The sequence below is a fragment of the Synechococcus sp. MU1651 genome (assembly GCF_023630635.1).
In the GTDB taxonomy this organism is placed as follows: domain Bacteria; phylum Cyanobacteriota; class Cyanobacteriia; order PCC-6307; family Cyanobiaceae; genus Parasynechococcus.
In genome coordinates, this window is sequence record NZ_JAKUHJ010000004.1 from 53,882 (window position 1) to 72,275 (window position 18,394).

Below are 18,394 nucleotides of genomic sequence, written 5' to 3' on the forward strand. Positions count from 1 at the left end.
GACTCAGGTCGCCCAGAGGAATTCCAGCAAAACAGACACTTCCGCGATCGGCATGCCTCCAAAGCGGTGATAACTTCCAAATCCCATTTTGTTGCGATTGATGCGCGTCTCCCGCCTGCTGCTGGTGACGCTTCGGGATGTTCCCGCCGAAGCGGAGATCACCTCGCATCAGTTGCTCCTCAGGGCCGGGTATATCCGTCGCGTGGGATCAGGGATCTACGCGTACCTCCCCTTGATGTGGAGGGTGCTCCAGAAGATCACCGCCGTGGTGCGCGAGGAGATGAACCGCGCCGGCGCCCAGGAAACCCTGCTGCCGCAGCTGCACCCCGCTGAGCTCTGGCAGAAAAGCGGGCGTTGGCAGGGCTACACCGCTGGCGAGGGGATCATGTTTCACCTCGAAGACCGCCAGGGCAGAGAACTGGGGCTTGGTCCGACCCATGAAGAGGTGATCACCAGCCTGGCGGGCGAGCTTCTCAGGTCTTACCGGCAGCTCCCGGTGAACCTGTATCAGATCCAAACCAAATTTCGCGACGAGATCCGTCCCCGCTTTGGCCTGATGCGAGGCCGCGAATTCATCATGAAGGACGCGTACTCCTTCCATCCCAGCGAAGCGGATCTTCGCGAGACCTATGGCGTGATGGATCAGGCCTACCGCCGCATCTTTGAACGTTGTGGTCTGGATGCCGTCCCTGTCGATGCCGATAGCGGCGCAATAGGCGGCGCCGCCTCCCAGGAATTCATGGTGACGGCGGATGCCGGGGAAGACCTGATCCTGATCAGCGATGACGGCCAATACGCCGCCAACCAAGAGAAGGCTGTTTCGATCCCATCCGCCGCATCTCCTCTTCCCGACGGCCCGGAGGAATCGATTCCAACCCCGGGCTTGGGCAGCATCGAAAGCCTCTGCGACGCCAAAGGCTGGGATCCGAGCCAGGTGGTGAAGGTTCTGCTGTTCGTGGCGACCCTGGACGATGAGACCCTCCAACCGCTGTTGGTGAGCCTCCGTGGTGACCAAGAGCTCAATCCCACCAAGGTCGTGAACGCGGTCAGCCGAACCCTCAACAAGGGTGTTCTCGATTGCCGCCCGATCACACCAGAGGACAACAACCGTCAGCAGATTGATCCGCTCCCCTTCGGATCGATCGGGCCGGACCTCTCCGATGACGTTCTGAAGGGAGCCAAGACTTGGGAGCCAACATTCCTGCGTCTGGCGGATGAAACCGCCAGCGAACTCGGCAGCTTCATCTGTGGTGCCAACACGCCCGATCTGCACCGTTTCAACACCAGCTGGACCGCCATCGGGCAGAAGCCAACCAGCCTGGATCTGCGTAATGCACGGGCCGGCGACGTCTGCCAACACAACCCGGAATCACGCCTGACGGAAAAAAGAGGCATCGAAGTCGGCCACATTTTTCAGTTGGGCCGAAAATATTCCGAGGCCATGGAGAGCCGCTTCACCAACGAGAACGGCAAGACCGAACCGTTCTGGATGGGTTGCTACGGCATCGGCGTTTCCAGGCTGGCGCAGGCGGCTGTCGAACAGCATCACGACGACAGCGGCATCTGCTGGCCAACCGCCATCGCCCCGTTTGAAGCCATCGTGGTTGTAGCCAACATCCAGGACGAGACCCAGTCCCAGCTGGGGGAAGCGCTCTATGTGGAGCTTCAGGCTGCTGGCGTCGATGTGCTCCTCGACGACCGCAAAGAACGCGCCGGCGTCAAGTTCAAAGACGCGGATCTGATCGGCATCCCTTGGCGGATCGTGGTGGGACGCGACGCCAGCGAGGGCACCGTTGAACTGGTGTGCCGCAGCAGCCGCGAGGTGCAAAAGCTTCCCCACGCTGAGGCTGTGACCTGCCTGATCAACGCGCTCCACCCCTAGAGTCGAATGACACTGAAGGGTTTCATGCTCTCCGCACTGACACGCCTGCTTCGCCACCTCAGCCGGGCCGCCGTAGCCCTCGGCCTCGGGTTATGCCTCCTTCTGACGGCCTGCAGTGGGGACGCTGAAGCTCGTCTGAGCGGCGACTACGTGGAAGACACCGTGGCGGTCTCCCGCACTCTGCTGACGGTGATCGACCTGCCTCAGGACGATCCCACCCACGCCGAAGCTGAGGCCGACGCCCGGGCCCTGATCAACGACTACATGTCCCGTTATCGGCCCCAGCCCCGTGTGAACGGACTCAGCTCCTTCACCACGATGCAGACCGCGCTGAATTCGCTGGCTGGTCATTACGCCTCCTACGCCAATCGCCCCCTGCCGGAAGCGCTGCATGACCGGATCGCCAAGGAACTCAACAAAGCTGAGAAATCAGTGGTCCGGGGCAGCTGAGCCCCCGAAACCAACTCGGTTTTGACGAGGCCACCCGAGATCTGAGATACTCGCAGATTGTGCAGATCTGCGGCTTCGGGCCGCCGTGTTCTTGGCCAACGTTGTCGTCATCGGAGCGCAGTGGGGTGACGAGGGAAAAGGAAAGATCACCGATCTCCTGAGCCGCTCCGCCGATGTGGTGGTCCGCTATCAGGGTGGTGTGAATGCAGGCCACACGATCGTTGTTGACGATCGTGTGCTCAAGCTGCACCTGATTCCCTCTGGAATCCTCTATCCCGACACGATCTGTCTGATCGGATCCGGCACGGTGGTTGATCCCAAGGTGATGCTCGGTGAGCTGGACATGCTCATCGCCAACGACATTGATATTTCAGGGCTTCGCCTGGCATCCACGGCCCACGTGACGATGCCCTACCACCGCCTGCTCGACCAGGCCATGGAGAAGCAGCGGGGAGCACGACGGATCGGAACCACAGGCCGTGGAATCGGCCCCACCTACGCCGACAAATCGCAGCGCAGCGGCATCCGTGTGATCGACCTGCTGGACGAACAGCGGCTGAGGGATCGCCTTGAAGGCCCACTGCAGGAGAAGAACGAACTTCTTCAAACCATTTACGGCGTTGAGCCCCTGAACGCCGAAGACGTCATCCAGGAATATCTGGGATACGGCAAGCGCCTCGCCCCCCACGTGGTGGAGTGCACCCAGACGATTCATCAGGCAGCGCGAGATCGCAAGAACATCCTGTTCGAAGGTGCCCAGGGCACGCTGCTGGATCTGGACCACGGCACCTACCCCTACGTCACCTCCTCCAACCCCGTTTCCGGCGGGGCCTGCATCGGTGCAGGCGTCGGCCCAACCCTGATTGACCGCGTCATCGGCGTTGCCAAGGCCTACACCACCCGCGTGGGTGAAGGCCCCTTCCCCACGGAGCTGAGCGGAAGCCTGAATGACCAGCTCACGGAACGGGGTGGCGAATTCGGCACCACCACTGGCCGCCAGAGGCGCTGTGGCTGGTTTGACGGCGTGATCGGTCGCTACGCCGTGCAGGTGAACGGCTTGGACTGTCTGGCCGTGACCAAGCTGGATGTGCTGGACGAACTGGACGAAATTCAGGTCTGCGTGGCCTATGAACTCAACGGCGAGCGAATCGAGCACTTCCCAAGCAGCGCCGATGACTTCGCCCAGTGCAAACCCATCTTCGAAACACTTCCTGGCTGGCAGTGCTCCACCGAGGAATGCCGCAGCCTTGAGGATCTCCCCAAGCCAGCCATGGATTACCTGCGCTTCCTCGCCGATCTGATGGAAGTGCCGATCGCCATCGTCTCCCTGGGGGCCAGCCGCGATCAGACCATCGTTGTCGAAGATCCGATCCATGGTCCCAAGCGAGCCCTGTTGAGCGCCTGAGCCGCTGACGTTCATACTTCGGGGCTGCTTTCCACGCCCCGATGTCATCAGAGACCCGTTTCCCCAGCGACTGCAGTCTCGATGTCGTTGGCATCGGCAACGCCATCGTTGATGTTCTGGTGCAGACGGACGACGGTTTCATCGCTGAACACGGCCTCCAGAAAGGGGGCATGGCGCTGATCGATGAACAACAGGCCGAAGCCCTCTACAAGGCCAGTGGAACGGGCCTCGAGACCTCCGGTGGATCTGTCGCCAACACGATGGTGGGCATCGCGCAGCTCGGCGGACGCGCTGGTTTCATCGGCCGCGTCCGGGATGACCAGCTCGGCAGCATTTTCAGCCATGACATCAGGGCCGTTGGGGCACGCTTTGAGACCCCAGCAGTCACCAGTGGAGCCACAACAGCGCGCTGCCTGATTTACGTCACGCCTGATGCCGAGCGCACCATGTGCACCTTCCTGGGGGCGTCCACCCAACTGGAGCCCGAGGATCTCGACCTCTCCATGGTCAAACAGGCCAAGGTGCTTTACCTGGAGGGCTACCTCTGGGACAGTCCAGCCGCCAAACGGGCCTTCATCGCCGCCGCCGAAGCCTGCCGTGAAGCAGGCGGAAAAGTGGCTCTTTCTCTCTCCGATGGCTTCTGTGTGGATCGGCACAGAGCGAGTTTTCTCGAGCTGGTGAATGGTCACGTCGATGTGCTGTTCGCCAATGACGTTGAAATTCAGTCGCTCTACGAGACCGACGATTTCGACCAAGCCCTCGAGCGGGTACGCGGCTGCTGCTCAGTGATTGCGATCACCCGTGGTGCCCAGGGATCCGTCGTGCTGAGTGGAGACCAGCGCTGGGATGTCGGCATCTTCGGCCTGGGAGACCTGGTGGACACCACTGGAGCAGGCGACCTCTATGCCGGGGGATTTCTGCATGGCTTCACCCAGGGCGAGTCACTGGAGCGCTGTGGTGAGCTCGGAGCCCTCTGCGCCGGCCAGATTGTGACCCAACTGGGGGCTCGCTCCCAGGTCTCCCTCAAGCAGCTGGCGGAGACGCATCTGAACTGAGCTCAGCGATGGCCCAGGCCCCATAGGCCGGTGATGCCGTCACTGGCCAGCACAACCACTCGGGGGTGTCGTAGCTGTGCAGCTCGGAGACGGCCAAGCGCAGCGTGTCCACATGCTGAGCTGAGGTCTTCATCAGCAGCTGGACCTCATGGGACGCCTGCAGCGACCCCTCCCAGCGATAGAACGACTGAACGGGGTGGATGGACACACAGGCCACGAGATGGCGCTCCAGCAAGGCCTCTGCCAGCTGTTGGGCGCGCTCAGCGTTCTCTTCCGTGGTGAGGGCCAGCACGAGCCCACTCGCTTCAATCACGCTCAAGCCGATCCATCAGGCTGCTGACATCCTCGACGCATTCCATCCCGTCGGGGGGGAAGGGACGCCGCAACAGCAGCAATCTCAGCCCCAGATCTGTGGTGAGTTGATGCCAGAGCTGTTCCGTCACACCACCGGACTGGCGGCAGAGCACCACGCCAATGCCCCAGCGACGGCACAGAGAGCGCTCGATCGCCCCCGGCACCTCCCCTTGCAGAGGGCGCACCACGGCCAGGTGATCCGGGGGCAGACCTGCCCGCAAGGCGGCGCGCAATCCATCGGGGGACGGAAGCGCACGGCCATAGGGGATGGCTCCGGCGCGGCGCACAGCAGCAGTCAAGGCCGGAAGATGACGGCCTCCAATGGCCAGCAGCAGGCGTTGGCCCTGGAGCGGTTGGGCCGCCAATGCATCGGCATCAGCCAGGAGAGAGGCCGCTCCCAGCGGTTCAAGGCGACGCTCATAACGCAGCAGCGGTTGGCCGAGATCGGCACAGGCCGTGACCAGGTCATGGCTGATTCGAGCCGCAAAGGGATGCGTGGCATCCACCACCCAACGGAATGGGCCGGCCTGATGCAGGGCTGCCTTGATTCCGCCAATGCCCTGCAGGGCACCAATCGAGATGCGCTCCACCGGCAATCCCGCGTAGGCCTTCGCTGCAGTCGCCGTCACCACACTCACGCTCACACGCCAATGGCGGCGGGAGAGCTCCTTCACCAAGCGCGGCCCATCACCGGTTCCAGCCAGCAGCAGGACACGACGCTGGTCATTCGCGGGGCCTTGCATCAGGATGTGCGCCGACACCAGCTCAAGCCATGAACCATTGCGTGCTCGAAGTGGAGGTGATCGACGCACCGACGGTTCGATACACCCAGGACAACCAGACTCCCATTGCGGAGATGGCCGTGCGCTTTGACCCCCTTCGCGAGGGTGATCCACCAGGTGAATTGAAAGTGGTGGGCTGGGGCAACCTGGCCCAGGAGCTGCAGAATCGTGTGCAGACCGGGCAGCGGCTGCTGATCGAAGGCCGGCTGCGGATGAACACCATGCCCCGGGGCGATGGCATGAAGGAAAAACGGGCTGAATTCACCCTGGCTCGGCTTCATCCGATCGGCGCGGCAGCCACGGGTGCAGCTCCTTCCGGCAACCCCTCAGCCCCGGCCCCCAGCCGCCAGGCCCCCGCTGCTGCACCGACCAAGATGGCAAAAGAGCCCGAACCGGCCAGCTGGAATGCAGCGCCCCTCGTGCCCGACACCGATGACATCCCCTTCTGAATCAGAGGACAATCGCGGGTCGTCGCCGCTTAACGGCCCGCTTCGTCCTGCAACTCTGAAGCTCGGGTGATCAGTTGCCCGAGCTCCCGTTCAAGGGCGGCAAGATCCAGCCGCAGCTCGGGCCAGCGGCCCCCATCGATCTGTTGCAGCAACCAGCTGCGATCACGGTCGAGCTGCTGGAGCAGATGATCGATGCCGGTCGACGATGGATCTGGCATCTGGCTCGGGTTAGTGGATCTCCATCCTGATGGCCTAGAGGTCAAAATGACGATCAAGCCAAGGCCTTCATGAAGGATTTCTTCTCCCCCGGCAGCCTCGTCACCATCGCCGGAGGCGTGCTGACCGTGGTCGGTGCCACCGCTTACGCCACCGGAAGCGCCAACCTCAGCCTGCCCACGATTTTCTACGGAATCCCTATCTTGTTGGGAGGGCTGGCCCTGAAATCGTCGGAGCTGCCACCCGCCATCCGGGTGACACCGGTGAAGACGTTTCAAAAGGAACGCGAAGCTGCAGCCCCAGAACTGGGCAAATTGCTCGGCGATGTGACGCGCTGGCGCTACGGCCAGAAGGCCCACCTGGAGTCGTCGCTGGAAGCGCTCAAACTCTGGGATGAAGACACCCCACCGCAGTTGGAAGAGATCGAAGAGCTGCATTCCGACAGCGGCTATGGCCTACGGATGCGTTTCCTGCTGGGAGCCGTTCCCCTCGAACGCTGGCAGGAGCGACAGGAGCGGCTGGGGCGTTTCTTCGCCAAGGGGATGCGAGCGGAACTCAAGGAACTGGATGAACAACGGCTGGACGTTGTTCTGCTGCCAGCGGGTGAGGCCTAAGCCATGGCCCAATCCACCCAGAACAACGATGACGCTCTCAGGGTGTCGGTGCTCAGCGAAGCCCTCCCCTACATCCAGCGCTTCGCCGGTCGGCGCATCGTGATCAAGTACGGCGGGGCCGCCATGGCCCATGCCGAGCTGCGGGCTGCCGTCTTCCGCGACCTGGCTCTACTGGCCTGCGTCGGCGTCCAACCTGTGGTGGTGCATGGCGGCGGGCCCGAAATCAACCAGTGGCTTCAGCGACTGGAAATCCCCGCCGAATTCCGCGACGGACTGCGCGTCACTGACGCCGACACCATGGACGTGGTGGAGATGGTGCTGGTGGGCCGCGTCAACAAGCAGATCGTGAATGGCCTCAATCAGCTCGGCACCCGTGCGGTTGGTCTGAGCGGAAGTGACGGAAGTCTTGTGGAGGCACGCCCCTGGGGGAATGGCAGCCATGGGCTGGTGGGGGATGTTGCCCGCGTCAATCCCGATGTGCTCGAACCGCTGCTGGAGAAGGGTTATGTGCCCGTCATTTCCAGCGTTGCCGCAACCCCCGATGACGGGCGAGCCCACAACATCAATGCCGACACGGTGGCGGGAGAGCTGGCGGCGGCCCTGGAAGCCGAAAAACTGATCCTGCTGACCGACACCCCCGGCATCCTTGAAGATCGGGATGACCCCGACTCGCTGATCCGCAAACTGCGTCTCTCAGAGGCGCGACAGCTGATCGAGGACGGCGTGGTCGCAGGGGGCATGACGCCCAAAACGGAATGTTGCATCCGCGCCCTGGCCCAGGGCGTGTCAGCCGCCCACATCATTGATGGCCGGGTTCCCCATGCCCTCCTGCTCGAAGTCTTCACCGACGCCGGCATCGGCACCATGGTAGTGGGACGCGGCTAGGGGTGAGCGAGCAGGACGCAGCACTGGACCTCTCTGAAGCGGAGGCAGCCCTGGAGCGCGGGGACTACGGCCAGGGCCTGGAGCTGCTTCTCCCCCTGGCGGAGCAACATCCGCTCAACAGCCCGGAGGGGCCGGGCCTTCGGCTCCTGATGATCACCGCCTGGATGGGCCAGGGGCAGGACGAGCAAGCCATCGCCACCTGCAGGCTGCTGGGTCGCTGCCGCGATCCAAAGTTGCGCCAGCAGGCCAAACAACTGCTCGGGGTTCTTGAAGCCCCAAGCCTGGATCGTCCGGAACGCTGGTCGATGCGCATGCCGCAACTGGAGCTGAATGGCTCTGGCAGCGGGCAGACCTCCACCATGCGGCGGCGGCGGTCGCGGCGTCCCGAACCCCCGCCACCACCACCCACGGGGCCGACGCGTTCACCGGCGGCGGGTTTCGCCGTGCTGGTGATGGCGGTTCTGCTGGGGATCACGCTGTTGCTGAGTGGTTGCGTCCGCATCGAGGCTGATCTCGACCTTCGCGGCCCGGATCGACTGGCCCTCGTCTGGGACGTGCGGAGCACCCAGGAACGCCCGCTGCCCTGGCAGGAGCAATTCGAGCGAGACCTGCAACGGGAAGTGCCCGGGCTGAAGATCGAACAAACAGGCCCAGGACGCCAACAGATCAGCAGCCGTGTTGCGTCATCGCACGAGCTGGCGCAACAAATGGCGGCCGTGGTTGCCGTGGCTGGTCGCGCGGCTGGAGTCTCACTCCCGCCACCGACGCTCAAGCTCGAAGAACGCAACTGGCTGCTGGGGGTGCAGCAGCACGTGCAGCTGATGGTGGACCTCAGCGATCTGCCCGAGATCCCTGGGCTCGACGTTCATCTGAGCCTGAACCACGGGCAGGTGGAGCGCACGGCTCTTTCCGGCACCACCACCGAAGTCAGCTGGCAGGGCTGGCGCTGGAATCCGCTTGGACTGGGGTGCGTGGTGATCCTGATGCTGCTGATCAGCAGCATGGTGTTGCAGGTGGTGCGTCGGAAGCTGGGCTTTGGCTTCCCGGAACTGCCCTCCTGATCAAAGCTGCTGCGGATCGGGATCCACAGTGAGCGCCACACCCTTGGGCAAGCCATCCCAGAGGGCCTGCCCCTGAGGCAGCGGGAGCGGGGAGCCCGCCGGACCGTGCAGCAACAGCTGCCATCGGCTTCGGCCAGCAACCCGGGCCACAGGTGCCGGAGCGGGACCCAACAACCACCAGCTCTGGAGCTGACAAATCGGCCGGATCCGCTCCGCCAGCACCGCTGCCGCCGTTGCTGTTTTGCTGGGGGAATCTCCAGACAGGCGCAGCAGACAGGCGCGACTGAAGGGCACCAGACCCGCTTCCTTACGGAGCGCCACCTCCTGGGAGAGGAACGCTTCATACCGACCATCCACCAGGTGTTGAATCACCGGGTGCTCTGGGGTGTAGGTCTGCACCAACACCTGCCCGGGTCGCTCACCTCGCCCGGCACGGCCCGCCAACTGCAACAGCAACTGCAGGGCCTGCTCCCCTGCGCGGAGATCGGGGCGGTGCAGAAGCCCATCCGCCGCGAGCACTGCCGCCAGGGTGACCCGCGGCAGGTCCATGCCCTTGGCCAGCATCTGCGTGCCGATCAAGACGTCGGCTTCTCCGGCAGCGAAACGGTCCAACAGGCGTCGATGGCCATCACGTCCGCCGGTGGAATCGCGGTCAAAGCGGAGCAAACGAAGGCCTTCGAGCTCCTGAGAGAGCAGTTCCAACACCTTCTGCGTGCCGGCCCCAAACGGCTTGAAGGCCGTGGAACCACAGTGACTGCAATGGTTCTCCAGGTCTTCACGATGGTCACACCAGTGGCAACGCAGCCACTGACGTCCGACCTTGCTGCGGTGAACGGTGAGCGCCACATCGCAGTGGGGGCACATCACCACCTCGCCGCAACTACGGCAGCTCAAAAAGGGGCTGTATCCCCGACGAGGCACCAAAACCACGGCCTGTTCGCCCTGCTCCGGCAGCGCCGCAAGACGATCCATCAAGGCGCGACTGACCAAACGCTTGTGTCCTTCGGCCAGCTCATGGCGCATGTCGATCACATACACAGGCGGTAGGGACTGCCGGGAAATCCGCTGGGTCAGGCGCACCAAGGTCAAGGCACCATCCGAGCCCGATTGAATCCAGCTCTCGAGCGACGGCGTGGCGCTGCCCAGCACAAGCCGTGCCTGTTGCATCACAACCCGGTCCAAAGCCAGGTCCCGGGCGTGATAGCAGGGCATGGGGGCGTCTTGCTTGTAAGAGCTGTCGTGCTCCTCATCCAGAACGACCAGCCCCAGCGGCTTCAACGGCACGAACACCGCGGAGCGGGTTCCCACCACCACCAACGGCTGTTCGGCAGCAAGACAGCGGCGCCAGGTTCGAACCCGTTCGGCGTCACCACAACCACTGTGGTACTCCACAACGCGCGAGCCGAAGCGTTTGCGGCAACGGTCAACGAGTTGGGGAATCAATCCGATCTCGGGGGTGAGCAGCAGCACGTGCCGGCCCCGCTCCAGCTCCTGGGCAGCCAGTTGGAGGTACACCTCGGTCTTGCCGGAGCCGGTGATTCCCCAGAGCAGCAGTCCTCTCCCCGGAGAAAGCTGTTGGTAAGCCTTCACCACGTCCTGCTGCTCAGCGGTCAAGGCCTGGGGAAGCTCCTGGGGGCCAGAACCAGCTGAGCCACCCTTCTCCTCACAACGACGCTGCTCACGCACCAGGTAGCCCTGCTGGATCAGCGGCGGCAGCAATTGCGCCCCAAACCCACTGGCCACCAGGTCCCGTTGCCAAGCACCTTCGCCCTGGCCCTCCAACCAGCCCAGAAGCTCCCGCTGGCGAGGAGTGGGTGGGTTCGCTGCATCAGGGGGGACCCGGGCCTGGATCCACCACATTTGACGTCCGCCCGCCAGGGAACGCTGGCCGGCCTGACCAATCCAGCCCGATGGCAAAGCCGCCTTCAAGGTGCGGAAGACACTGAGATGGCAACGGTCCGCCACCCGCTCCAGCCAGCTGTACCAATCCGAATCGACAGCAGCTCGCTGCAGGAGCGATTCCACCGGCTGCAGCTCCTGAGGATCCTGCTCAGCCCACTCCCGCTCCGCCACCACCAGTCCATGCATGGCTCGACCCCGGAGGCGCACCCGCACAAGATCCCCCGGCATCAATCCCATGCTGGGATCTGCGGCATAACTGAAGGAGCGTCCTTCCCGCCCAGCCTCCAGCCAGACCTCAACACATCGCCGCGAATGCGACGGGACCTTGCAAACTTCCGAAGACTTCATTAACGTGGACAGGTTGGATAGTTTCTGCCAACCCTGCGCTCGATCCAGAGGGAAGACACAGAGTCTGAAGCCAAGGCCTTGTTCCTTGCCACTTTGACCGGTCTGAGACCACCCCGGACAGCACAGACACAATCAGTCCAAGCGTTTCGTCGACTCGCGGACACCACCATCAGCCCATGAACTCCGCCTCAGCGTCAGCTGCGTCGTTCTCTTTCGTTTGAACGGAAGTTCTGGGTTCCGGCCATTGCTGCTGGTGCGTTGCTGCCGCTCTTGCATCTCTCATCTAACCGACTTCGACTTACACCATGACCCCTGCTGCCACCAAAGCTGCCAAGCCGGACATCGTTCTTCTGGCCAATGCTGACGGCAAGGTGAAGGAAGTCGCCAAGAGTTCCGACAAAGAGGCCAAGAAAGCCCCCGCACGCCGACGAACCAGCAAGGCGAGCGCCAAGGACCTGAGCGCCGCGGCCGACGAACTGCTCGCCGCCGCAGATCAAGCCAAGGCTTCGGAAACCACCAAAAAGGCTGCAGCGAAAACCACCAAGGCCAAAACCACAACGAAAAAGGCCACCACAACAAAGAAAGCAGCCACCGCCAAGAAGACCACGACTAAATCTTCAACAGCCAAGGCATCAACAGCCAAAGCAGCGGCAGCGAAGCCAACCGCCGAGGAGAAAGCCAAAACCGCAGCTGCTGAGAAGGAAGCCAAGGCCAAAGCCCTGGCCAGCATCAAGATCGGCCCCAAAGGCGTTTACACCGAAGACTCCATCCGGGTTTATCTGCAGGAAATCGGTCGGATCCGCCTGCTTCGTCCCGACGAAGAGATCGAACTGGCCCGCAAAATCGCCGATCTTCTCTATCTCGAGGAACTGGCCGCTCAATTTGAAAGCGACAACGGCCGGGAACCCGACAACAAAGAGTGGGCGGCCTTGGTGGAAATGCCGCTCATCCGCTTCCGCCGGCGCTTGATGCTGGGCCGACGGGCCAAGGAAAAGATGGTGCAATCCAACTTGCGCCTGGTGGTCTCGATTGCCAAGAAGTACATGAATCGGGGCCTGAGCTTCCAAGACCTGATTCAGGAAGGAAGCCTTGGCCTGATTCGTGCAGCCGAGAAGTTCGACCACGAAAAGGGCTACAAGTTCTCCACCTACGCCACCTGGTGGATTCGCCAGGCCATCACACGCGCCATCGCCGACCAGAGCCGCACCATCCGCCTGCCGGTGCACCTCTACGAAACGATCTCCAGGATCAAGAAGACCACCAAGGTTCTCTCCCAGGAATTCGGCCGCAAGCCAACGGAAGAGGAAATCGCGGAATCGATGGAGATGACCATCGAAAAACTTCGCTTCATCGCCAAGAGCGCCCAGCTGCCGATTTCTCTGGAGACCCCCATCGGCAAGGAAGAGGATTCCCGCCTGGGTGATTTCATCGAAGCCGACATCGAAAATCCAGAGCAGGACGTTGCCAAGAACCTTCTTCGTGAAGACCTGGAAGGTGTGTTGGCCACCCTCAGCCCCCGCGAGCGCGATGTGCTGCGCCTGCGCTATGGCCTAGACGACGGGCGGATGAAGACCCTCGAGGAAATTGGTCAGATTTTTGACGTGACCCGTGAACGGATCCGTCAGATCGAAGCCAAGGCCCTGCGCAAATTGCGCCACCCCAACCGCAATGGGGTGCTCAAGGAATACATCAAGTAAGCCCGCATTACTCCCGTGATCAAACGGTCACGGGAGTAATACATAAGTACATTCCCCCCTAGCTGAATGGAGCAGAGGGCTCCTATAAGAGTGCTTGAGGGAATTGAGACGCCCTCCTCACACGGAAGAGATCAAACCCCAGTCCACGACTGGGGTTTTCCTTTAATAAATAGAAAGAGACCGTGCGACAGGTTCACGAGTGTGCCTCGAAAGTCTCCGTGAATTCCTGAAAAGCACGCTTCAGACGCTCCACCGGAGTTTCCTCCAAAGGACACTCCTGGCGAGTTTCAAGTGCATAGGCCTGGAGCAGGCGAGCATCCGGTTCAAGCACGGAAGCAACCGCCCCCTTGAACAGCACCAGATTGTGCTGCGACGTCAGCCCCTCCAGGTAAGGCTGAAGCAGCCAACTGGGCTGAGCATCGTGTGAGGCATCTGCGGCTGAACGCACCAGACGGGGCCGCAGCAGTTGATACGCGTGATCTCCATCGCGATCGGTGGTGTGGCGCAGCCGCGCCATCAGCACATCGCCACTGCACAACAGGATCAGACGAATGGAACCTTCAGCCACCAGGGGGAGCATGGGCTCCTGCTCTTGCGAGTCGGGGGCAACAGAGCCAATTGCTCCGGCCTGACGAACGCCATTGACGACGGGTCCGGGCATGACTGCGCTGCAATGCCTGCAAATGTTAAGTGTTCTTCATAAAGAGATCTTCCCTTTCGAAGCTTCACAACCTCGTGAATGCGAACCAAAGAATCCAAGGCCAAAAGCGTAGGCTGGGCGGCTGATTCGCCCTTTCCATGGCCCTCACCGAACTGCGCATCGCCTCACGACGCAGCCAGCTGGCCATGGTGCAAACCAACTGGGTGAAAGCGGAACTGGAGAAGGCCCATCCCGGCCTGAAGATCACGGTGGAAGCCATGGCCACCCAGGGCGACAAGATCCTGGACGTCGCCTTGGCGAAGATCGGCGACAAAGGCCTGTTCACCAAGGAACTGGAAGCACAGATGCTGGTGGATCGTGCGGACATCGCCGTCCACTCCCTCAAAGACCTGCCCACCAACCTTCCCGAGGGGCTGATGCTCGGCTGCATCACCGAACGGGAAGACCCGGCCGATGCCCTGGTGGTGAACACCAAGAACCAGGCCTACAAACTCGACACCCTTCCCGAAGGCTCTGTGGTGGGAACGAGTTCCCTGCGCCGTCTGGCTCAGCTGCGTCACCACTACCCCCACCTGATCTTCAAGGACGTTCGCGGGAACGTGATCACCCGGCTGGAGAAATTGGATAGCGGCGATTACGACTGCCTGATCCTGGCTGCGGCAGGCCTGGGCCGGCTTGGCTTCGGCGATCGGATCCACCAGCTGATCCCCGGCGACATCTCTCTGCACGCCGTTGGTCAGGGCGCCCTGGGGATTGAATGCGTGGAGGGCAAGCCCGAAGTGCTTGAGGCGATCAAAGTGCTGGAGCACACCCCCACCTCCCAGCGCTGCCTGGCCGAACGCGCTTTCCTGCGGGAACTGGAAGGTGGCTGCCAGGTTCCCATTGGCGTGAACACCCGCTTCGAAGGTGATCAACTCATCCTCACCGGGATGGTGGCCAGCCTTGATGGCAAACGTCTGATCCGCGACCAGGCCAGTGGCGCGGCAAGCGACGCCGAAGCCATCGGCATCGCTCTCGCCAACACCCTCAAAGGTCAGGGTGCTGGCGAGATCCTCAAAGAGATCTTCGACACCGTCCGCCCGGAAGCCTGATCAACTGCGAATTTCCAGACGCGTTCCCACGTCCACAGCATCAAACAGCTGCCGGATGTGGCTGTTGAGCATGCGAACGCAGCCCAGGCTGACGGCAGCGCGAATCTGAACCCAGTGCGGCCACGCCGTTCCATGGATCCCAAACTCGCCGCGGCCATTGAGGTGAAAAGCCATGTAGCGATCACCAATCGGGCTGCTGGGTCCGCGCAGCTCCCGCCGCTGACCCGACTTATGGGTCGCATAGATCGGATTGACCTTCTTGTTGAGGATGGCGAATTCCCCTTTTGGGGTGGGGGTTTTGGGATCTCCGATCGCCACAGGCCAGGCCCCAAGCTGCTGCTCGCCCCGCATGAGGGAGATCTGTCGCTTGCTGAGGTCAAGCACAATGCGCGACGCATGAGCGGGTTGCCGCAAGGCCAGCTCAACAGGTTCAGCAGCAAGACATGGAGCAACAGACCCCGCTAACAGGCCAGCCAACAGCGCCGGCATCAACGACCACTTCATGAGACGCACGAGACCCACTGGTCTCAACGTATTCATTGCTGCGAGAAAAAACAGCAGTAGCGGCTTGGAGCTGAACTCTTCAGAATCTCTTTGGTCTCATGGTCGAGACCAAAGACCCGACTTCGTCCTCCTTCAGCTCTGTTGTCTCACGAGAGGGCTCCATCCCAATCGAAGGATCTTCGATGCTGCTGAGCCGGACGCTGAGCCATGAAAAAGGCGGGGGAGTATCCCCCGCATGATCAGCAATCGATCGCAAACGCGTTCAGTCGACCAACTTGGGATCAATCTCAGCTATGTAGCGAGCCTCGCAGCTCTTGATGATCTCAACGGCCTTTTCAGTGCCGAAGAAACCGTTCACCGAGCAGGTGCCAGGCTTCTTCAGATCCTTGTAGTGCTCCCAGTAGTAGGTGGTCTCTTTCTTCCAGTGCTCACCGAGATCTTCCCAGCTCTTGATGTGATCCATGCGCTTGTCGTCGGCAAGCACAGCGATCACCTTGTCGTCGACTTCACCACCGTCGTCGAAGGTCATCACGCCGATGATGCGGGCTTCCACAATCGAACCGGGAATCAGGGGCTCGGTGACACCAACGATTTCGATGTCGAGGGGATCGCCATCTTCATCCCAGGTGCGGGGAATGCATCCGTAGGCGAAGGGGTAAGCCAGCGAGGAGTACCCAACGCGGTCCAGTTTGAGATGGCCGGTTTCGGTGATCAGCTCGTACTTGTTGATCGTGTTGGAGTTGAGCTCCACGATCGTGTTGAGACGAAGTTCGGCTTCATCAGCGAAGGCCGGCAGCACGTGCAGCAGGTTGGGCATGCTGCGGCTGGGTGCCTGATCGAGGTTGGCCATAAACGGCGATGGACAGCGCGGCGCATCCTACGGGCCGCCTCAGCCCGTCGACTTGCACGCGGCTAGGGGGCCGGTTGCAGCCGATCAAGCTTGTTCTCCAGATAGTCGAGGAAGGCATCGGTGCTCAGGGGCCGACCGGTGACCCTTTCCACCAGTTGATCGGCATTCACACTGCGTCCGAGCGGGTGAACGTGCTCACGCAGCCAAGCCAGCAAGGGCGTGACATCGCCGCGCTCCACATGCTCCTCCGGAGACCCGATGGCCTCCGCCATCGCTTCGCTCAACTGTGCACTGATCAAGTGCCCCAACAGATACGAGGGGAAATAGCCAAACAGGCCTTCACTCCAGTGCACATCTTGAAGGCATCCCTCGGCATCGTTCATCGGCCGCACCCCCAGGAGTTCCTGATAGCGCCGGTTCCATTCGTCTGGGAGATCGTTCACCGCCAAACCCTGCTCCAGCAGAGCAATCTCGAGATCCGTGCGGATCAGGATGTGCAAGCCATAGCTGAGTTCATCAGCCTCCACCCGGTTCAAACCAGGCGCCATCGGATTCATCGCCTGCCACATGTCCTGGGTTCCGCTGAAGGGAGCCCCCACCTGCGCAAAACGCTTCCACCACTGCTCTGCGAACGGACGGCTCCGGGCAACACGGTTCTCCCAGAACAGCGACTGACTTTCATGCACCGCCATCGAGGTGGCCTGTCCCAGAGGCCAGGCGAACCATTGGTGGCTCTGGTCCGGCAACCCCTGTTCATAGAGGGAGTGGCCCCATTCATGGGCCGTAGCCAGGAAGCACGACAAGGGCTGGCCAGGCACCACACGCGTGGTGATGCGGTAATCGGCCGGTCCCAACGTGATCGAGAAGGGGTGAGGCGAACGTGCCATGCAGGTGATGGCGGGATTGCGGCCCCAGGCACCGAGCAGCTCATCACAGAGATCTTGCTGGCTGGACTCCTCGAGATCCCAGTCCGCTGATCGTGGGCGTGGCCGGGTGGATGCCTGAGCAACCAATTGCGGCAACCGTTGTCGTAACGGAGCAAACAAGGCCTCGAGACGCTCCAGACGCAGATCCGGTTCGAAGGGTTGCGCCAGGGTCTCCCAACAGGAGCGCGGCTCATCCAACTGTTTGGCCTGCTCCTGACGCAAATCAATCAGGGTCTGAAGCGCCGGTGCGAAGAGGCTGAAATCAGAGGCCGATCGAGCCTGCTGCCACCGGTTGTAACCCTCGGCCTTGGCCTTGGCCAAGGCGGCGACGAGGGCTGGATCGAGGGACTGCTGCCGCTGCAGGTCCTGTTCCAGCAGATCCAGATTGCGGCCCTGCTCAGGGCATCGCTCAGCGGAATTCCAATGCTGACGCGCTGCGGCCAGCAGTTCCGCATAGGCCGCAGAGCTCTGACGAGCATGAAGCTGGGTCGCCAGCAGCGTGAGCTGCTCACCTCGCCAGGACGCCCCGGCAGAAGGCATGCGGGTGTTCTGGTCCCAATACAGGGTGCTCTGAATCGAGCCGAGCAGCTGCGTCTCTCTCAGATGGGCGCCCAGCTGCCCCCAAGCCGTTGCGGCAGAAGCCATCTCGCCCCCTTTTCCATCACCCTAACGACACCTGGAGTGGCATCGAAGCAGCGATGCAGGCCATGGTGAAGCGGTTCAGACGTTCTGGACCGATGCGCCGATTGATGCTGCAGCTGGCCCTGGGGATCGCCCTGCCCATGGCTCTCTGGCCGCTCAAGCTGATCTACCGACAACCGCAGACCGTTCGATAGGAACGGGTCAGTTCAGCTCACAGCGGCCTTGGCAGAGGGTCTCAAGGTCGGCGCGCCCGGTGATCTGAAGCCGCCGGGCGGCCCAAATCCCATAGACCCAATCGACCACGCTGCCGATCAAAGGCCAGCGGGTCGGTGCGTAAAGCCACCCCAGACCAATCAGGCGATACGCCTCACGGAAGACGGCCACATCCCGCAGCACCTCCCCGGAGACTGTGATGGCATGAATGCGGCCCATGGCCACCCGGTAACTGATGCCGGCATGGGCCGCTGCGTCGTAATCAGAGGCATCAATGTCGACAAAAGCCAGCCGGGCCTGACGGTCACGCTGCTGCAGAAAGCGAACTTCGCGCACACACAACGGACAACCTCCGTCAAACAGCAGGGTCAGATCGGGGGCAGATGGGCTGGCCATGGACTCAGACG

General features: G+C 62.0%; 20 protein-coding genes. 11 read left to right on the top strand and 9 right to left on the bottom strand.

Features of this window, described 5'->3' with window-relative positions:
• Positions 1–100: 100 nt before the first annotated feature.
• The 4 genes from NCN05_RS05240 (at position 101) to NCN05_RS05255 (ending at position 4,792) form a co-directional block, all read left to right on the top strand.
• A complete protein-coding gene (locus NCN05_RS05240) occupies positions 101–1,882 on the top strand; it encodes a proline--tRNA ligase (RefSeq protein WP_250397282.1) in 1,782 nt (593 codons plus the stop codon).
• A 24-nt stretch (positions 1,883–1,906) separates the two neighbouring features.
• The gene (gene psb27 / locus NCN05_RS05245; RefSeq protein WP_250397283.1) at positions 1,907–2,332 is read left to right on the top strand and encodes a photosystem II protein Psb27; all 426 of its coding nucleotides are present in this window, start codon (positions 1,907–1,909) and stop codon (positions 2,330–2,332) included.
• Positions 2,333–2,417: 85 nt separating this feature from the next.
• On the top strand, positions 2,418–3,737 hold the full coding sequence (locus NCN05_RS05250; protein WP_170950485.1) for an adenylosuccinate synthase: 1,320 nt from the start codon (positions 2,418–2,420) through the stop codon (positions 3,735–3,737).
• A 41-nt stretch (positions 3,738–3,778) separates the two neighbouring features.
• Positions 3,779–4,792: an adenosine kinase gene (locus NCN05_RS05255; protein WP_250397284.1), complete on the top strand. Its 1,014-nt coding sequence runs from the start codon at positions 3,779–3,781 to the stop codon at positions 4,790–4,792.
• On the opposite strand, the gene cutA is transcribed toward NCN05_RS05255, so the two are convergent.
• A complete protein-coding gene (gene cutA / locus NCN05_RS05260) occupies positions 4,761–5,105 on the bottom strand; it encodes a divalent-cation tolerance protein CutA (protein WP_250397373.1) in 345 nt (114 codons plus the stop codon). The genes NCN05_RS05255 and cutA overlap by 32 nt on opposite strands.
• The gene (locus tag NCN05_RS05265) at positions 5,098–5,889 is read right to left on the bottom strand and encodes a precorrin-6A/cobalt-precorrin-6A reductase (RefSeq protein ID WP_250397374.1); all 792 of its coding nucleotides are present in this window, start codon (positions 5,887–5,889) and stop codon (positions 5,098–5,100) included. The genes cutA and NCN05_RS05265 overlap by 8 nt, the downstream gene beginning before the upstream one ends.
• Positions 5,890–5,918: 29 nt before the next feature.
• Here NCN05_RS05265 and NCN05_RS05270 point away from each other — a divergent pair, with 29 nt between their 5' ends.
• Positions 5,919–6,377 carry a single-stranded DNA-binding protein gene (locus tag NCN05_RS05270; RefSeq protein ID WP_250397285.1) on the top strand — a complete coding sequence of 153 codons (459 nt, stop codon included), beginning with the start codon at positions 5,919–5,921 and terminating at the stop codon, positions 6,375–6,377.
• Between the two features lie 29 nt (positions 6,378–6,406).
• Here the strand turns inward: NCN05_RS05270 and NCN05_RS05275 are convergent, their stop codons facing one another.
• Positions 6,407–6,595, bottom strand: coding sequence for a DUF8666 family protein (locus NCN05_RS05275; protein WP_250397286.1), 189 nt, complete (start codon positions 6,593–6,595; stop codon positions 6,407–6,409).
• A 69-nt stretch (positions 6,596–6,664) separates the two neighbouring features.
• On the opposite strand from NCN05_RS05275, the gene NCN05_RS05280 reads away from it, so the two are divergent.
• From NCN05_RS05280 to NCN05_RS05290, 3 genes are read left to right on the top strand one after another with little or no spacing between them, the layout of a single operon-like run.
• Positions 6,665–7,207, top strand: coding sequence for a DUF2854 domain-containing protein (locus tag NCN05_RS05280; protein WP_115132127.1), 543 nt, complete (start codon positions 6,665–6,667; stop codon positions 7,205–7,207).
• 3 nt (positions 7,208–7,210) lie between these two features.
• Positions 7,211–8,092, top strand: a complete 882-nt coding sequence (argB, locus tag NCN05_RS05285; RefSeq protein ID WP_114987976.1) for an acetylglutamate kinase — start codon at positions 7,211–7,213, stop codon at positions 8,090–8,092.
• Positions 8,093–8,094: 2 nt separating this feature from the next.
• Positions 8,095–9,153 (top strand): DUF3153 domain-containing protein, encoded by a 1,059-nt coding sequence (locus NCN05_RS05290; RefSeq protein ID WP_250397287.1) that lies wholly within the window; start codon positions 8,095–8,097, stop codon positions 9,151–9,153.
• Here the strand turns inward: NCN05_RS05290 and priA are convergent, their stop codons facing one another.
• Positions 9,154–11,403: a replication restart helicase PriA gene (gene priA, locus NCN05_RS05295; RefSeq protein ID WP_250397288.1), complete on the bottom strand. Its 2,250-nt coding sequence runs from the start codon at positions 11,401–11,403 to the stop codon at positions 9,154–9,156.
• A gap of 305 nt (positions 11,404–11,708) precedes the next feature.
• Between priA and rpoD the strand changes: the two genes are divergently transcribed.
• Positions 11,709–13,100: an RNA polymerase sigma factor RpoD gene (rpoD, locus tag NCN05_RS05300; protein ID WP_250397289.1), complete on the top strand. Its 1,392-nt coding sequence runs from the start codon at positions 11,709–11,711 to the stop codon at positions 13,098–13,100.
• A gap of 193 nt (positions 13,101–13,293) precedes the next feature.
• Here rpoD and NCN05_RS05305 read toward each other — a convergent pair whose 3' ends face one another.
• On the bottom strand, positions 13,294–13,761 hold the full coding sequence (locus tag NCN05_RS05305) for a hypothetical protein (protein ID WP_250397290.1): 468 nt from the start codon (positions 13,759–13,761) through the stop codon (positions 13,294–13,296).
• Between the two features lie 137 nt (positions 13,762–13,898).
• On the opposite strand from NCN05_RS05305, the gene hemC reads away from it, so the two are divergent.
• Positions 13,899–14,852, top strand: coding sequence for a hydroxymethylbilane synthase (hemC, locus tag NCN05_RS05310; protein WP_115009473.1), 954 nt, complete (start codon positions 13,899–13,901; stop codon positions 14,850–14,852).
• Here the strand turns inward: hemC and NCN05_RS05315 are convergent, their stop codons facing one another.
• The 3 genes from NCN05_RS05315 to NCN05_RS05325 all read right to left on the bottom strand — a co-directional run bounded on the left by NCN05_RS05315 (position 14,853) and on the right by NCN05_RS05325 (position 17,777).
• On the bottom strand, positions 14,853–15,356 hold the full coding sequence (locus tag NCN05_RS05315) for a L,D-transpeptidase (protein WP_250397291.1): 504 nt from the start codon (positions 15,354–15,356) through the stop codon (positions 14,853–14,855).
• A gap of 262 nt (positions 15,357–15,618) precedes the next feature.
• Positions 15,619–16,206, bottom strand: a complete 588-nt coding sequence (locus NCN05_RS05320) for an inorganic diphosphatase (RefSeq protein WP_250397292.1) — start codon at positions 16,204–16,206, stop codon at positions 15,619–15,621.
• A 62-nt stretch (positions 16,207–16,268) separates the two neighbouring features.
• Complete coding sequence (locus NCN05_RS05325) at positions 16,269–17,777, bottom strand: carboxypeptidase M32 (protein WP_186541953.1); 1,509 nt, start codon at positions 17,775–17,777, stop codon at positions 16,269–16,271.
• Here NCN05_RS05325 and NCN05_RS05330 point away from each other — a divergent pair.
• The gene (locus tag NCN05_RS05330) at positions 17,762–17,968 is read left to right on the top strand and encodes a hypothetical protein (protein WP_250397293.1); all 207 of its coding nucleotides are present in this window, start codon (positions 17,762–17,764) and stop codon (positions 17,966–17,968) included. The two genes, NCN05_RS05325 and NCN05_RS05330, sit on opposite strands and share 16 nt — an antisense overlap.
• 7 nt (positions 17,969–17,975) lie before the next feature.
• Here NCN05_RS05330 and NCN05_RS05335 read toward each other — a convergent pair whose 3' ends face one another.
• Complete coding sequence (locus NCN05_RS05335; RefSeq protein WP_250397294.1) at positions 17,976–18,383, bottom strand: thiol-disulfide oxidoreductase DCC family protein; 408 nt, start codon at positions 18,381–18,383, stop codon at positions 17,976–17,978.
• Positions 18,384–18,394 lie beyond the last annotated feature (11 nt).

Bases quoted from the DNA above. Each gene is read 5' to 3' on its own strand.
- NCN05_RS05315 (WP_250397291.1), bottom strand. From the start codon at position 15,356: ATGAAGTGGTCGTTGATGCCGGCGCTGTTGGCTGGCCTGTTAGCGGGG.
- NCN05_RS05280 (WP_115132127.1), top strand. From the start codon at position 6,665: ATGAAGGATTTCTTCTCCCCCGGCAGCCTCGTCACCATCGCCGGAGGC.
- priA (WP_250397288.1), bottom strand. From the start codon at position 11,403: ATGAAGTCTTCGGAAGTTTGCAAGGTCCCGTCGCATTCGCGGCGATGT.
- hemC (WP_115009473.1), top strand. From the start codon at position 13,899: ATGGCCCTCACCGAACTGCGCATCGCCTCACGACGCAGCCAGCTGGCC.
- argB (WP_114987976.1), top strand. From the start codon at position 7,211: ATGGCCCAATCCACCCAGAACAACGATGACGCTCTCAGGGTGTCGGTG.
- psb27 (WP_250397283.1), top strand. From the start codon at position 1,907: ATGCTCTCCGCACTGACACGCCTGCTTCGCCACCTCAGCCGGGCCGCC.
- NCN05_RS05325 (WP_186541953.1), bottom strand. From the start codon at position 17,777: ATGGCTTCTGCCGCAACGGCTTGGGGGCAGCTGGGCGCCCATCTGAGA.
- NCN05_RS05255 (WP_250397284.1), top strand. From the start codon at position 3,779: ATGTCATCAGAGACCCGTTTCCCCAGCGACTGCAGTCTCGATGTCGTT.
- NCN05_RS05335 (WP_250397294.1), bottom strand. From the start codon at position 18,383: ATGGCCAGCCCATCTGCCCCCGATCTGACCCTGCTGTTTGACGGAGGT.
- NCN05_RS05265 (WP_250397374.1), bottom strand. From the start codon at position 5,889: ATGCAAGGCCCCGCGAATGACCAGCGTCGTGTCCTGCTGCTGGCTGGA.
- NCN05_RS05305 (WP_250397290.1), bottom strand. From the start codon at position 13,761: ATGCCCGGACCCGTCGTCAATGGCGTTCGTCAGGCCGGAGCAATTGGC.
- NCN05_RS05320 (WP_250397292.1), bottom strand. From the start codon at position 16,206: ATGGCCAACCTCGATCAGGCACCCAGCCGCAGCATGCCCAACCTGCTG.
- NCN05_RS05270 (WP_250397285.1), top strand. From the start codon at position 5,919: ATGAACCATTGCGTGCTCGAAGTGGAGGTGATCGACGCACCGACGGTT.
- NCN05_RS05240 (WP_250397282.1), top strand. From the start codon at position 101: ATGCGCGTCTCCCGCCTGCTGCTGGTGACGCTTCGGGATGTTCCCGCC.
- rpoD (WP_250397289.1), top strand. From the start codon at position 11,709: ATGACCCCTGCTGCCACCAAAGCTGCCAAGCCGGACATCGTTCTTCTG.
- NCN05_RS05275 (WP_250397286.1), bottom strand. From the start codon at position 6,595: ATGCCAGATCCATCGTCGACCGGCATCGATCATCTGCTCCAGCAGCTC.